Genomic DNA, 14,737 nt, shown 5'->3' on the forward strand with positions numbered 1-14,737 from the left:
CTACACCTTCTTCCTTAAACAAGCAATATAAAAGCCATCTGTTGCAAAATAATGCGGTAAAATTCGTACTTGACCTTCATCAATATACGGATTTAACTTTTCTGGCATGCGATCTTTTATCGTAGTATCCCATTCAAATTCAGGATGCTCTTGTAAAAATTGCTTAATTACTTGTTCATTTTCTATTTTTTCTATTGTGCACGTACTATAAACAAGGCGACCACCTTGTTTTAACAATGGTGCTATTTTTTCTAGTATTGCAAGTTGAATCGTCGATAATCTTTCACTATCGCCTTTATTTTTACCTAACTTAATATCAGGTTTACGTCTAATCACACCAAATCCAGAACATGGTGCATCTACTAATATTTTATCAAATGTTTCATTTGCAAAGTGTTCTTGCACTTTTCTAGCATCTAGTGCTTTTGTTTCGACATTTTCTAGACCAAGTCGCTCTGCTTGTTGCTTAATTAAACGTACTTTGTGTGCATGTAAATCAAGAGACATAACTTGACCTGTTCCTTTTAATCGCTCTGCAATGTGCGTTGTTTTTCCGCCCGGAGCAGCACAACTATCAAGAACTACATCTCCCTCATTTGGTTCTAAAGCGCGCGCTACAAGCATAGAACTTTCATCTTGAATAGAAAGAAAACCTTTTTTGAACGCATCTGTATGCGCTACATTCCCTCTTTCAATTTGAATTGCATCCTCTGATAAATCGCCGCTCTTCGCTTCAATACCTTCACTAGCCAACAACTCAATCGCTTCTTCTACTGTTATTTTATCAACATTTACACGCGCTGTTGGTACTGGGGGTAACATGTTCACTTCACACATTTTCTCTGCTGTCTCTAAACCATATTCAGATGCCCAGTCTTGAACAAGCCACATTGGATGACTTGTTGCAATTGCCAAACGTTCTACTGGATCCTTGATTTCATCTACAGAAGGTACTCCTTCTCTCTGAATCGAACGTAATACCCCGTTTACCATACCAGCAATCCCTTTATGCCCGCGACGCTTTGCAATTTCAACTGCTTCATGAATAGCCGCTCTTTCGGGCACTCGATCTAAATAAATCATTTGGTATAAAGATAAGCGAAGTAATACTCTTACCCACGCCTCAACCTTCTTTTTTAAAAAAGGCTGTAAATAATAATCTAATGTGTCACGACGTTGAATCGTTCCATATACAATTTCAGTTAACAAACCAATATCTTTTCTATCAATTGCATTTTTTTCAATTAGATTGTTTAAAAGTAGGTTACTGTATGCACCACTTTTTTCTACTTGAATTAAGCCATCAAGAGCTAACTCACGAACATTTTTACTCATGCATTTTCTCCTAACTTCGTTCCAATTTCAGGTTTTGTGCCGCGTAAAAATTGTGAACAACTCATACGTTTTTTACCAGAAGGTTGCAATTCAGTGATTTTAACACCTGTCTCATTCCCTGTTGCAACAACAAACCCATCTTCTTCAAGAGCTACTATTGTACCTGGTTCAGCTTTCTCTGTAATAGAGACCTTCTCTCCCCACCATACTTTAATAACTTGTCCTGCCAAAGTCGTATAAGCAACTGGCCATGGATTCAATCCGCGAATGTGATTGTATACTTCTTCACCTGTTTTTGTCCAATCAATTTTCTCTTGCTCACGTTTTATATTATATGCAAACGTTACTTCTTCTTCGTTTTGTTTAATTGGTTCTAACTTACCTTGGATTAATAAAGGTACTGTTTTAGATAGAAGGTGTGCCCCTGCTTCACTTAACTTATCGAATAAAGAACCTGTCGTTTCACGCTCTTCAATCTCCACTTCTACTTGCGTTAAGATATCACCAGCATCCAATTTCTCTACCATATACATAATTGTAATACCCGTTTTTTCTTTACCTTCCATAATTGCATAATGGATTGGTGCACCACCACGAAGTTCAGGTAGTAAAGACGCATGGACGTTAATACATCCATACTTCGGTGCTTCTAAAATTTCATTTGGTACAATTTGACCGAAAGCAGCTGTTACAATTAAATCTGGCTCTAATGCCAAGACCTGTTCATATTCGTCTTTTTCACGAATTCTTAACGGTTGTAACACCGGAATACCATGTTTTTCTGCTTCAACTTTAACAGGTGTAGGTGTTAATACTTTTTTTCTACCTACCGGACGATCAGGCTGCGTCACAACACCTATTACATCATAGCCATCTTCGATAAGACGACGAAGCACCGGCACTGAAAAGTCCGGTGTTCCCATAAATACTACTTTTATCATTAAAAAACCGCTCCTTTTAATACCTATTCTAATTCGTTTTCCTCATAATATCTTGTCGCTTTCGATGTAAATAACACACCGTGTAAATGATCGATTTCATGTTGAATGGCACGTGCTAAAAATCCTTCTGCTTCTAGTAAAAATACTTTACCTCGGCGATTTTGCGCACGTACTTTAATATAATCCGCACGTTCCACTTCACCATAAAGTCCCGGGAAGCTTAAACAACCTTCGGGACCTACTTGTTCACCACGTTTTTCTAGTATCGATGGATTGATTAACTCGATTTTCCCCGTATCATCATCGGTATCAACTACCGCTACTTGCAAGCTTACACCTACTTGAGGCGCGGCTAAACCGACTCCGTCCGCAATTAACATTGTTTCATGCATATCTTTCAACAATTTCACTAACTTTTTATCAAAGTTAATTACTCTTTCGCATGGTGTTTCTAACACTTCATTTGGATGCTTTACTATTTCTAAAACTGCCATATTTCCCTCCGCTACATTAACATTGTTGGATTAAAATCAATTGAGATTTGTAGCTCTTTTTGCATTTCTGCTTGATAATGTTCATTTACCATTTTGAGCACGTTCTTTAAGTTTGGTTCCCGTTTGTATTTTATCATGCATTGATAACGATATCTATCTTTTATCCTTGGAATTGCTGAAGCAACCGGTCCTAACACCATCGTTTGCTGCGTGCAGTGCGCCCGTAAATGACCGACAATTTTTTCCGTCACTTGCACTGCCTTTAATAATTCTGGATGAGATACTGTTACAAGTACAACATAGTAATAAGGTGGATATTGTCTTGTTCGTCTCATTTGCATTTCTTGATCAAAAAACACATCATAATGTTGGTTCTTTGCTAATTCTATACTGTAATGTTCTGGCGTATACGTTTGAATTATAACTTCCCCTGGCAATTCATGTCTGCCTGCCCGTCCACTTACTTGCGTCAATAACTGATACGTCTTTTCACTCGCTCGAAAATCAGGTAAGTGAAGCATCGTATCTGCAGTTAAAACCCCGACAAGCGTTACTTTAGGAAAATCTAATCCTTTCGCAATCATTTGTGTTCCAAGTAGTATATCTGCTTTTTCTTCCCCGAATGCCTTTAATAATTTTTCATGCATTCCTTTGCGACTTGTCGTATCTACATCCATTCGAATGACTCGTGCCTCTGGAAATAGTTTTGTAATTTCTTCTTCTACCTTTTGTGTACCTGTACCAAAGAAACGAATATATGTACTTTGACAAGCAGGACACTCAGTCGGCATATTCTCTTCGTAACTGCAATAATGACATTTTAAACGATGGTTCATTTTATGATATGTCAGCGAGATATCACAATGCGGACATTGTACAACATACCCGCAATCACGGCACATAACAAATGTAGAATGACCTCTTCTATTTAAAAAGAGCACCATCTGTTCTTTCTTTTCTAATCGATCTGCTATTTTTTCATGCAATGCCTTCGAAAACATTGAACGATTCCCGTCACGAAGTTCCTCACGCATATCAACAATCTCTACTGTTGGTAAAGCTTGTTCGTTCATACGTTTTTCCATCGTTAGTAATTCATACACACCTTTTTTCGCTCTTGCAAACGATTCAAGTGTCGGTGTTGCACTACCAAGAACGATAGGACATTTATGATATTGTCCCCTCCACACAGCTACATCCCTTGCATGATACCTCGGATTATCTTCTTGCTTATAGCTCGATTCGTGCTCCTCATCAATAATAATAATCCCTAAATTTTCAAAAGGTGCAAATACGGCTGAACGTGCACCAACTACAACTTTCACTTCTTTTCTTAAAATCTTACGCCATTCATCATATTTTTCTCCAACAGACAGCGCACTATGAAGAACCGCAACTTGCGAGCCAAATCTACCTTTAAAACGATCTACCATTTGAGGCGTTAGTGCAATTTCAGGAACAAGCACAATAGCTTCTTTCCCTTTCGCAAGTACCGCTGCTATAGATTGTAAATACACTTCTGTTTTTCCGCTTCCTGTAACACCATATAGTAAAAATGGATTGTAAGTTTCATTTGTAATTGATGATAAAATCGGTGTAATAACTTGCTTTTGTTCCTCCGTAAGTGGGAATGGTTTCGTTTGTTCAAAATCATCATCGTCATACGGATTCCGATATACTTCCACATACTTTTCTGAGATTAGCCCTTTTTTAACAAGTGCTTTAATCGGAGCATCTGTTATTTGCAACTCTTCTGTTATGACTTTCAACGGCACACTTTTATAATTTTCCACAAAATAATAGAGTACATCTTGTTGTTTTTTACTTTTCAGTTCAAATGCTGCTAATTCTAATTTATCTTCTGGCAACTCCGGTTGGACGACTCTTTGTTTCTTCTTTTGCACTTTATCTTTTACTTGATAAACAACTTCAATCGTGCCATTTTTAATTTCTTGTTGAATCGTGCGGTATAGATGTGGCTGTGTCTCAATAACTTCCCAATCTATCGCTTCTTTGTCCTGAAATAAAAACAGTAGTTCAGGTGCTACTTCTTCTTGTTTACGAAGTTGTAGACGCTTTTTATACGTCGCTTTTATCGCCGTTGGAAGCATGACTTGAAAAGCTGAAATCATATAACATAATGTTTCGCTTGTAAGCCAATATCCAAGCTTTAATAATTCTTCGTTTAAAACTGGTGTTACATCTAATATTTCATGGATTGTCTTTAATTTCTTACTTTCTACTTCAGCCGAATCTTTGATCCCAATAATAAAGCCTTGCAATTTCCTTGGACCAAATGGAACTACTACACGCATGCCTGTCTGGACAATATCTTCCCACTTTTTAGGGATAATATAATCAAATGGTCGATCTGTCTGACGTGCAGGTACATCAACAATTACACTTGCAAATTTCATAGACGATCATCTTCTAACATCATTTCAATTTGCTTTAATATTTCACGAGCAACCTCTTTCTTCGTTAAAAGTGGCAACTCTATAACTTCTCCATCTTTTCTATACATTGTTACAATGTTCGTATCTGTACCAAATCCGGCTCCTTGCGCCTTTACATCGTTCGCAACAATCATATTCGCATTTTTCTCACGTAATTTTTTTGTTGCGTATTCTTCTACGTTTGTCGTTTCAGCCGCAAAACCGATCAGTAACTGTTTGTCCTTCATCTCACCTAACGTTTTTAAAATATCTACTGTTCTCTCGAGTTCGATTACAGCATCACCATTTTTCTTTTTCATTTTATTATCATGAACATATTTCGGGCGATAATCTGCAACTGCTGCTGTTTTAATGACAACATCTATGTTTTGATACTGTTGCAGAACTACTTCTAACATATCTTGTGCAGATTCCACTTGTACCGTATTTACATGTAATGGTGGGTTTAATGCTGTCGGTCCCGAAACAAGTATGACATCAGCACCTAAGTTCGCTGCCACTTCCGCAATTGCATATCCCATTTTTCCAGAAGAAAAATTGGTCATAAAACGAACTGGATCAATCTTTTCACGAGTTGGGCCAGCAGTTATTAATATTTTTTTTCCTCGCAATGGTTTTTGTTCTGAAAAAGCCTCTTCTAATCGTGCAATAATTGCTTCCGGTTCTTCTAGTCTTCCCTTCGCTACATAACCACACGCTAAAAAACCTTCTCCAGGCTCAATAAATGTATATCCTAACGTTTTTAACGTCATCATATTTTTTTGAACAATTTTATTTTCATACATATGCACATTCATAGCAGGTGCAATCCACACTGGGGCTGTAGTAGCTAACAAAGTAGTTGTAATCATATCGTCTGCAATACCGCCAGCTAACTTCCCAATACAATTGGCAGTAGCTGGTGCAACAAGTACTACATCTGCCCAATCTGCTAAATCGATATGTGCAATAACAGCTGAGTCTTTCTCATCGAATGTATCTGTATATACGTCATGGCGAGAAAGTGCTTGAAATGTAAGAGGCGTAACAAACTTCATTGCCGACTCACTCATCATTACTTTTACAATAGCACCAGCTTGTGTCAATTTACTAGTTAACGCAGCCGCTTTAAAGACCGCAATGCCTCCTGTTACACATAGAAGTATCTTTTTCCCTTTTAGCATATGGCTCGTCCTCTTTCTTTTTCAAACTTATAATACTGAATCAGAATTCCCAGCTCGTCAGTACCAATATTTCTTCCCTATCGTAAAAAAATAACAACCTACTTGTAAATAGGTTGTTACCGTTACATAGAAAATTATAAAGTCTATGTTTTCATTTGTCGAAAAGAATGTCTTAATCGATGATTTTGCCTTCACTCGGTACATATTTTAATACTTCTGCATCGATTTCTTCTAGTGATTTACCTACACATTTATGAGAAACAGGTTGCTCGATAACACAGTTATCAGCAAGTTGCATTTCACGCGCACGTTTTGCAGCTACTGTTACAAGTGTATATTTAGAATCGATTTTTGTTAATAATGAATCAATTGATGGATTTAACATAATTATAGACCCTCCGTCATTTCTTTATAATATTTTGCTACTCTTTCGCGGCGGCAATGTTCACCAACCACAATTGCTTTAATTCTTTCACAAGCTAATTCAACTTGATCGTTTTCTACAACATAGTCGTAAGCGTCCATCATTTCGATTTCTTCTTTCGCTACCGTTAAACGATTTTCAATAACATCTTCAGTTTCTGTACCACGACCGACAATACGGTTCTTTAGTTCAGATAAACTTGGAGGTGCTAAGAAAATAAATACACCTTCAGGGAATGCTTTCTTAACTTGAATTGCTCCTTGCACTTCAATTTCTAAGAATACATCTTTTCCTTCTTGTAATGTTTTTTCAACATAGTCAATCGGTGTTCCGTAATAATTACCTACGAACTCAGCCCACTCAAGTAATTTTTCATTACGAATCATTTCCTCAAATTCTTCTCTCTCTTTAAAGAAATAATCCACACCATCTACTTCACCTTCACGTGGCTTACGTGTCGTTACTGAAATGGAGTACTGAAAACGTGTATCCTCATGACTAAACAGCTCTTTTCGAACCGTTCCTTTACCAACCCCAGAAGGTCCTGAAAGAACGATGAGCAATCCTCTTCTACTTCTCATAAATATGTAAAACCTACCCTTCCTCACTTAAATCTTCTTTATTATTCAAACGATGTGCAATCGTCTCTGGCTGAATTGGACTTAATACCACATGCCCATCATCCATAACAATAACCGCCCTTGTTTTTCTCCCATACGTAGCATCAAGCAAAGCATTATGTTCGCGTGCTTCCTGTACTGTTCGTTTAATAGGAGCTGACTCCGGACTTACAATAGCAATAATTCGATGAGCAGATACAATATTTCCGTATCCAATATTTAAAAACCGCATGGCCATAGTTTGCGCCTCCTAGTAAGTCTATCCGATTTCTCCACCACGTATAACTTTATATATTTTTTGAAAGCTACTCAATATTTTGTACTTGTTCACGAATTTTTTCAAGGTTATTTTTCATTTCTACAACATATTTTGAAATTGTTAAGTCATTTGCCTTAGAACCAATCGTATTAATTTCTCTATGCATCTCTTGTACGATGAAATCCATTTTCCTTCCAACAGGCTCTTCAATCTGCAGTGTTTCACGAAATTGCTCTAAATGACTTTGCAAACGAACTAACTCTTCGTGAATATCACAACGCTCTGCAAAGATTGCGACTTCTGTTAACAATCTTTGTTCATCTAGTTCTTGATTATGTAATTCTTTTAAGCGATTTTCTAATCGTTCACGATATTTTTGCGTAACAATCGGTGCATGCGGAATAATTGCATTTACACAATTGTGAATCTCTTGTAAACGATACGCTATATCTTTATGTAATCGTTCTCCTTCGCCATCTCTCATCGTTTTTAACATATGAGCAGCTTGGCGAACAGCCTCATATAAACTGTTCTCAAATTGTTCATTTACATTTTCTACTTCTTCAATCGCTGTTACTTCTGGCATTGCCATTAATTGCTGAAGTGTAATAGAATCTTGTAATTGAAATTTTCCTTTTATATCTTCCATAATCGATTGGTACTGCTCAAGAAGCGACCAATTCACACTTAATTTTCTTTCAACAAGCCCTTCACCCGTTATACTAATAGACACTTCAATGCGCCCACGTCGAACTTGCTCTGCAATTATTTTACGAATTTTGTCTTCAAATACCATCATTTGCTTCGGAAGTCGAATACTCATCTCTAGAAAACGGTGGTTCACCGATTTCATTTCTACTGTAATTTGAAAAGTATCATTTTCTACTCTCGATCTTCCAAATCCTGTCATACTACAAATCATTTTTTATCACATCCAAGCCATGAAATAACTCAATGAAAAAGGTAATAGAGACAAGGCTCTACTACCTTCTGTAAATTATATCACATTTTCATATCATTGACTATTTCAAGTTTAATCCCTTCTTATATAATACTGGCTTTTCCTTCTTCCCTTTTTTCCCTGTTAATAAAGAACCTACTAATAAGAAGGTCGGAATTGATGACAAGCCTCCAATTAACAACCAATCTCTCGCTTGTATTGGCATTGTACTAAAGATCGGTTGTAGCGGTGGGTAATATATAACCACTAACATTAACAGTAAAGAAATGATAACCGCTCCTACTAAATACACGTTCCCAAACGGATTACGGTGGAAGATAGAATGTTCACTTCGGCAATCAAATACATGAATAAGTTGTGCAAGTACCAACGTCGCAAACGCCACAGTTTGTGCATATTTCAGCTCATTTGGATGTTGATTATATGCAATAATAAACGCCACTAACGTCACTGCTCCAATTAGAAAACCACGGCTTATAATTTTCCATGCAAGCCCTCTAGCAAATACCCCTTCTTTCGGATGACGCGGCGTTCTCTTCATCACGTCCCCTTCCGCCTTATCCAATCCTAATGCCATCGCCGGTAAACCGTCAGTAACTAAGTTCACCCATAAAATTTGAATGGGAACCATCGGCAACGGTAATGCAAGTAACATTGCAAATAACATGACTAAAATTTCTCCTACGTTCGACGCTAATAAATAACGAATAAACTTACGTATATTCTCGTATATATTTCTACCTTCCTTAATTGCTGATTTAATCGTAGCAAAATTATCATCTAGCAAAACAAGAGAAGAAGCTTCTTTCGCAACGTCTGTTCCTGTAATCCCCATCGCTATCCCAATATCCGCTGTTTTTATAGCCGGAGCATCGTTTACTCCATCACCTGTCATCGCTACTATATGCCCTTTATTTTGCAACGCCTTAACAATTTTCAATTTATGTTCGGGTGATACTCGAGCAAATACATACGTATCTTCTACAACACTTTCTAGTTCCTCTACATCCATATTCGCGAGTTCTACTCCTTCAACAACACGCCCACCAGGTGGTAAAACCCCTAATTGTTCCGCAATTGCCATTGCTGTCACTTTATGATCTCCTGTAATCATCACTGTTCGAATACCAGCTTCTCTGCACTCTTTCACAGCCTGTTCTACTTCTGGTCTTGGCGGATCAATCATTCCCTGTATCCCGACCAACATAAAATCTTTTTCAACGTCTCTTTCATGTTCAATAGAATCTGTTACTTTTAACGGCTTAAATGCAACTGCAATTGTTCGAAGCGCTTGACTACCTAAACTATGAATAGCTGCCTGTACTTCTTTTCTATATAACTCACTTAACGGTTGTTGCTTATCCCCCCATAAAATCGTTTGACTCATTTGCAGGAGGACGTCTGGTGCTCCCTTCGTAACAAGAAATTTTTTCCCCTCTCTATCTCGCACAATAACACTCATCATTTTTCGAGTTGAATCGAATGGAAATTCACGAATAATTTCAAATTTCCCTTTCAGCGCCTCACGCGTTATCCCCGCTTTCATTGCTGCAGCTACAAGCGCTCCCTCAGTTGGATCTCCATCTAATACATACGCCTTTTTCTTTTGAATAATATTTGCGTTATTACATAGTAAGCCAAATGTAAGTAGTTGATACAGTGCTTTTGTTTTAGCTGGATCGAATTCTTTTTCACCTTTCAAAAAAGAGCCATTAGGTTCATATCCTTGCCCCGTCACTTTCCATAACTCTCCACCTGACCACATATGTGTCACCATCATTTTGTTTTGCGTCATTGTTCCTGTTTTATCAGAGCATATAACAGAAGCGCATCCTAACGTTTCTACCGCTGGTAACTTCCTTACAATTGCTCTCTTTTTAATCATACGCTGTACGCCAAGCGATAAAGCTACTGTAACGATTGCTGGTAATCCTTCAGGAATAGCAGCAACAGCTAGCGACACGCCTGCTAAAAACATATGATATACTTCATTCCCTTGATACACACCGGCTAATACGACAAGCGCTGTCAAAATAAGTGCCACAATAATTAATATTTTTCCGAGTTGCTCTAATCTTCTTTGCAGTGGCGTTTCCATCTGCTCTGCATTTTGTAACATATTTGCAATTTGGCCCATCGCTGTATTCATACCAGTTGCTACAACGACTCCTGTTCCAGCTCCTCGTGTAATCATCGTACCCATAAAAGCCATATTTTTTTGATCACCAATTGAAACATCTTGCCCTTGCAGAGCTTCTACCTTCTTCTGCACTGGTACTGACTCTCCTGTCAAAGCTGATTCTTCGATATATAAACTTGATGCCTCAACAAGACGTACGTCTGCCCCAATACGATCACCACTAGAAAATTTAATAACATCCCCTAAAACGAGTGCTTTAGATGGTGCCTTTACCCACTTTCCATTCCGTAGCACAGTAACTTGCGGGGCGGCTAGCTCTTTTAAAGCTTCCAGTGACTTTTCAGCCTTTCTTTCTTGAAAAAAGCCAAGAATACCATTGATAATAACAATTGCCACAATCGCAATAGAATCAATGTATTCACCTAAAAAAGCCGACACTATTGTTGCACCAAATAAAACAAGTACCATAAAATCTTTAAATTGCGCCAAAAATACCATCAGTGCAGAAGGTCTTTTTGCTTCATCCAATTCATTTGCACCAAATTTTTCTATTCGCCCTTCTGCTTCTTTCTCGGTAAGTCCAACCTTCACATTCGTATTCGTTCTTTCTTCCACTTCATGTGCGCGCATTCCATACCAGTTCATCCCACTATCGACCTCCTGATTCCAGACATACTCTATTGAAAGCTTATTCAGCCTCGTCCAAAAAAATGCTATAATTAACTTTTAGTTAGAAAGGAGTGTTCATTTATGGCATTCGATGGATTATTTACAAGAGCAATTACACATGAAATTGCAAATTCTCTTTACACAGGAAGAATTTCCAAGATATACCAACCTTCAAAATACGAGATTTTATTACATATTCGAGCAAACGGAAAAAATCAAAAACTGATTCTTTCCGCTCATCCGACATATGCACGTTTACACTTAACAAATCAAAATTACGATTCACCCGCACTTCCGCCAATGTTTTGTATGCTTCTTCGCAAGCATTTAGAAGGTGGATTCATTGAAAAAATTGAACAAATTGATTTAGAGCGCATTATTCAAATTACAGTTCGCAGCAGAAATGAAATTGGTGACGAATCGCTAAAAACATTAGTAATTGAAATAATGGGACGACATAGTAACATCATTTTAGTAGACACAAAAACAAACAATATTTTAGATAGCTTAAAACACGTTTCTCTAGCAGTAAACCGACATCGAACTGTATACGCCGGGGCGGAATATGTTGCACCACCAGCACAACATAAAATTAACCCACTTCAGATTGAAACAAATGATGAATTTATTAGGCCGCTAGACTTTCTATCTGGAAATATGGATAAGCAGCTTGTCGGCACCTTTACGGGAATATCGCCGTTATTTGCAAAAGAAGTAGTGAAAAAAGCAGGTATGGTAAATGAAAAGGCATTAGCGGATGCATTTTTCTCCATACAAAAACCATTACTAACTCATACATATTCACCAACAATGACTACTTCAAATGGGAAAGAATTCTTTTATCTTTTCCCTCTTGCACACTTGCAAGGAGAAAACAAGACATTCGCATCTGTTAGTGAATTGCTAGACCGTTTCTTTTTCGGAAAAGCAGAGCGCGACCGTGTAAAACAACAAGCTTATGATTTAGAGCGCTTTATGCAAAACGAAAAAAATAAAAATGAGAAGAAGCTCATTAAACTAGAAAAAACATTACAAGATGCCGGAAAAGCAGATAAATATCAGCTATTTGGAGAACTACTTACAGCCAATATGTACGCTTTGAAAAAAGGTGATAAAGATATTGAAGTCGTTAACTATTACGACGAAAATGGCGGAACTGTAAAAATTACATTAGATCCTTTAAAAACACCATCTGACAATGCGCAACGCTATTTCCAAAAGTACCAAAAAGCGAAAAATTCAGTTGTTGTTGTAGAAGAACAAATCGAAAAAACAAATGAAGAAATTCTTTATTTTGATAGCTTACTTCAACAAATGGAAGCTGCTTCTTCAAAAGATATTGAAGAAATTCGTGAGGAATTAGCTGAAGAAGGTTATATGCGCAATCGTAAAACGAAAAACGCAAAGAAAAAGCCTACCAAACCAGTATTAGATAAATATTTTGCAAGTGATGGTACAGAGATTTTCGTTGGTAAAAACAATAAACAAAATGATTATTTAACAACGAAGTTTGCCCGTCGTGATGAAATTTGGTTACATACGAAAGATATCCCTGGGTCTCATGTTGTCATTCGTTCTCTTGAACCTACCGAAGAAACTGTGTTAGAAGCTGCTAAAATCGCTGCCTATTTTAGTAAAGCAAAAGATTCTAGTTCTGTTCCTGTAGATTTCACTAAAATACGCCATGTCAAAAAACCGAGTGGTGCAAAACTTGGTTTTGTTACGTACGATAATCAGCAAACCGTATATGTAACACCGGATGCTGATACTGTAATGAAATTAAAAGCGTAAATATAAAAAATGCGTTGTTTATAAGCAACGCATTTTTTATTTATTTTCAATTTAGTTGCTATATCTATATCCATTCAATATTGTCAAAAAAATTGACAGTGTCATTTCACGTTTGTATAAATTTTTTTACAGCATGTAAATAAAGTACGAGGGTAACTCCAATCAATATTTTTTTATCCCCCTGCTATTTATTGAAGCAATCTGGATTTTATGAATAAACCGTCTCCCGCAAATGGTGGGCTATTTTCTTATCTCCCCTAAAATATATGTTTTCCCTACTATCCTTTCTTCAAATATACATTTTGGCACACTATTTGCTTTATTCAATACTGTGAATAGGGGGAATGAACATGATTTTAAAAATTAATAAAATCCAAAATCAACTACAAAACTATGAAATTGACGGATTACTGATTACAAAAAAAGAAAATCGCCAATATGCAACAAGCTTTACAGGTAGTGCTGGCGTCGTCTTAATCTCTGCGGATAAAGCTGTTTTTATCACTGATTTTCGCTATGTAGATCAAGCGAAATCACAAATAAAAGATGCTGAAATTATTATGCATACAGGAAATTTAGAAAAAGAAATTGCAAATCAAGTATCGAAATTAAACATTCAAAAACTCGGAATTGAAGAAAACAACATGACATTGCAACAATATAAAAACTTACAAAAATACGTACATGCGGAAATGGTTCAAGTGTGCGAAATCATCGAAAATATTCGTATTATTAAAGACACGCCTGAAATAGAAACAATGAAAATCGCAGCTAATATTGCTGACGAAGCATTTCACCACATCCTTACGTTTCTCAAACCAGGAATAAGTGAAAATGATGTACGAGATGAGTTAGAATTTTTCATGCGAAAAAAAGGGGCTACATCCTCTTCCTTCCAAATCATTGTAGCTTCTGGCATCCGTTCTTCACTTCCTCATGGAGTTGCATCAAATAAAATAATCGAACGAGGCGACGTCGTTACATTAGATTTCGGTGCACTTTACGATGGATATTGTTCCGATATAACACGTACTGTAGCAATTGGTGAACCATCAGAAGAATTCAAAAAGATATACAATGTTGTACGAGAAGCGTTAAAACGTGGGACGGAAGCGATTAAACCTGGAGAAACTGCGAAAACTATCGATGATATAACGAGAGATTACATTACAGAACATGGATACGGTCAATATTTTGGACACTCTACTGGTCATGGTCTTGGGTTAGAAATTCATGAACCTCTCCGCTTATCCCAAGAAAGTAAAGCTACTTTAGAAGAAGGTATGGTTGTTACAGTGGAACCAGGCATTTATATACCAAACTGGGGCGGTTGTAGAATTGAAGATGATATTGTCATTACAAAAGACGGATATGAAGTTATTACAAAATCAAATCGGGAACTAATTGTTATCCCTTGTTAAAATCATAGCCTATTTAAAGGAGTTTTTCGTTGCACATAGAATTCTTTCTCTGGAGTCATCGTT

12 protein-coding genes are annotated in these 14,737 nt (G+C 37.1%); 2 read left to right on the top strand and 10 right to left on the bottom strand.

Going from position 1 to position 14,737, the window contains the following annotated elements:
* The 10 genes from rsmB to MR115_RS03900 form a co-directional block, all read right to left on the bottom strand.
* Positions 1–1,335: a 16S rRNA (cytosine(967)-C(5))-methyltransferase RsmB gene (rsmB, locus tag MR115_RS03855; protein ID WP_242240034.1), complete on the bottom strand. Its 1,335-nt coding sequence runs from the start codon at positions 1,333–1,335 to the stop codon at positions 1–3.
* On the bottom strand, positions 1,332–2,276 hold the full coding sequence (gene fmt, locus MR115_RS03860; protein WP_000598793.1) for a methionyl-tRNA formyltransferase: 945 nt from the start codon (positions 2,274–2,276) through the stop codon (positions 1,332–1,334). The genes rsmB and fmt overlap by 4 nt, the downstream gene beginning before the upstream one ends.
* A gap of 23 nt (positions 2,277–2,299) precedes the next feature.
* Positions 2,300–2,770 (bottom strand): peptide deformylase, encoded by a 471-nt coding sequence (def, locus tag MR115_RS03865; protein ID WP_242240037.1) that lies wholly within the window; start codon positions 2,768–2,770, stop codon positions 2,300–2,302.
* A gap of 11 nt (positions 2,771–2,781) precedes the next feature.
* Entirely contained in the window at positions 2,782–5,187 is a 2,406-nt protein-coding gene (gene priA / locus MR115_RS03870) for a primosomal protein N' (RefSeq protein WP_242240040.1), read from the bottom strand.
* On the bottom strand, positions 5,184–6,389 hold the full coding sequence (coaBC, locus tag MR115_RS03875; protein ID WP_242240042.1) for a bifunctional phosphopantothenoylcysteine decarboxylase/phosphopantothenate--cysteine ligase CoaBC: 1,206 nt from the start codon (positions 6,387–6,389) through the stop codon (positions 5,184–5,186). Before coaBC ends, priA begins: the two co-directional genes overlap by 4 nt.
* Positions 6,390–6,561: 172 nt before the next feature.
* A complete protein-coding gene (rpoZ, locus tag MR115_RS03880) occupies positions 6,562–6,774 on the bottom strand; it encodes a DNA-directed RNA polymerase subunit omega (protein WP_000933965.1) in 213 nt (70 codons plus the stop codon).
* A gap of 2 nt (positions 6,775–6,776) precedes the next feature.
* A complete protein-coding gene (gmk, locus tag MR115_RS03885) occupies positions 6,777–7,394 on the bottom strand; it encodes a guanylate kinase (protein ID WP_001257740.1) in 618 nt (205 codons plus the stop codon).
* 13 nt (positions 7,395–7,407) lie between these two features.
* Positions 7,408–7,671 (bottom strand): extracellular matrix/biofilm regulator RemA, encoded by a 264-nt coding sequence (gene remA / locus MR115_RS03890; protein ID WP_001251456.1) that lies wholly within the window; start codon positions 7,669–7,671, stop codon positions 7,408–7,410.
* A gap of 67 nt (positions 7,672–7,738) precedes the next feature.
* Positions 7,739–8,614: a YicC/YloC family endoribonuclease gene (locus MR115_RS03895; RefSeq protein WP_061678224.1), complete on the bottom strand. Its 876-nt coding sequence runs from the start codon at positions 8,612–8,614 to the stop codon at positions 7,739–7,741.
* Between the two features lie 100 nt (positions 8,615–8,714).
* Positions 8,715–11,438 carry a calcium-translocating P-type ATPase, SERCA-type gene (locus tag MR115_RS03900; protein WP_242240044.1) on the bottom strand — a complete coding sequence of 908 codons (2,724 nt, stop codon included), beginning with the start codon at positions 11,436–11,438 and terminating at the stop codon, positions 8,715–8,717.
* A gap of 105 nt (positions 11,439–11,543) precedes the next feature.
* Between MR115_RS03900 and MR115_RS03905 the strand changes: the two genes are divergently transcribed.
* Together MR115_RS03905 and MR115_RS03910 are read left to right on the top strand one after the other, a co-directional pair.
* Positions 11,544–13,253, top strand: a complete 1,710-nt coding sequence (locus tag MR115_RS03905; protein WP_097816863.1) for an Rqc2 family fibronectin-binding protein — start codon at positions 11,544–11,546, stop codon at positions 13,251–13,253.
* Positions 13,254–13,603: 350 nt separating this feature from the next.
* Entirely contained in the window at positions 13,604–14,674 is a 1,071-nt protein-coding gene (locus MR115_RS03910; protein WP_242240047.1) for a M24 family metallopeptidase, read from the top strand.
* Positions 14,675–14,737 lie beyond the last annotated feature (63 nt).

The sequence above is a fragment of the Bacillus cereus group sp. BfR-BA-01309 genome, from assembly GCF_022664315.1.
Lineage (GTDB): Bacteria > Bacillota > Bacilli > Bacillales > Bacillaceae_G > Bacillus_A > Bacillus_A mobilis.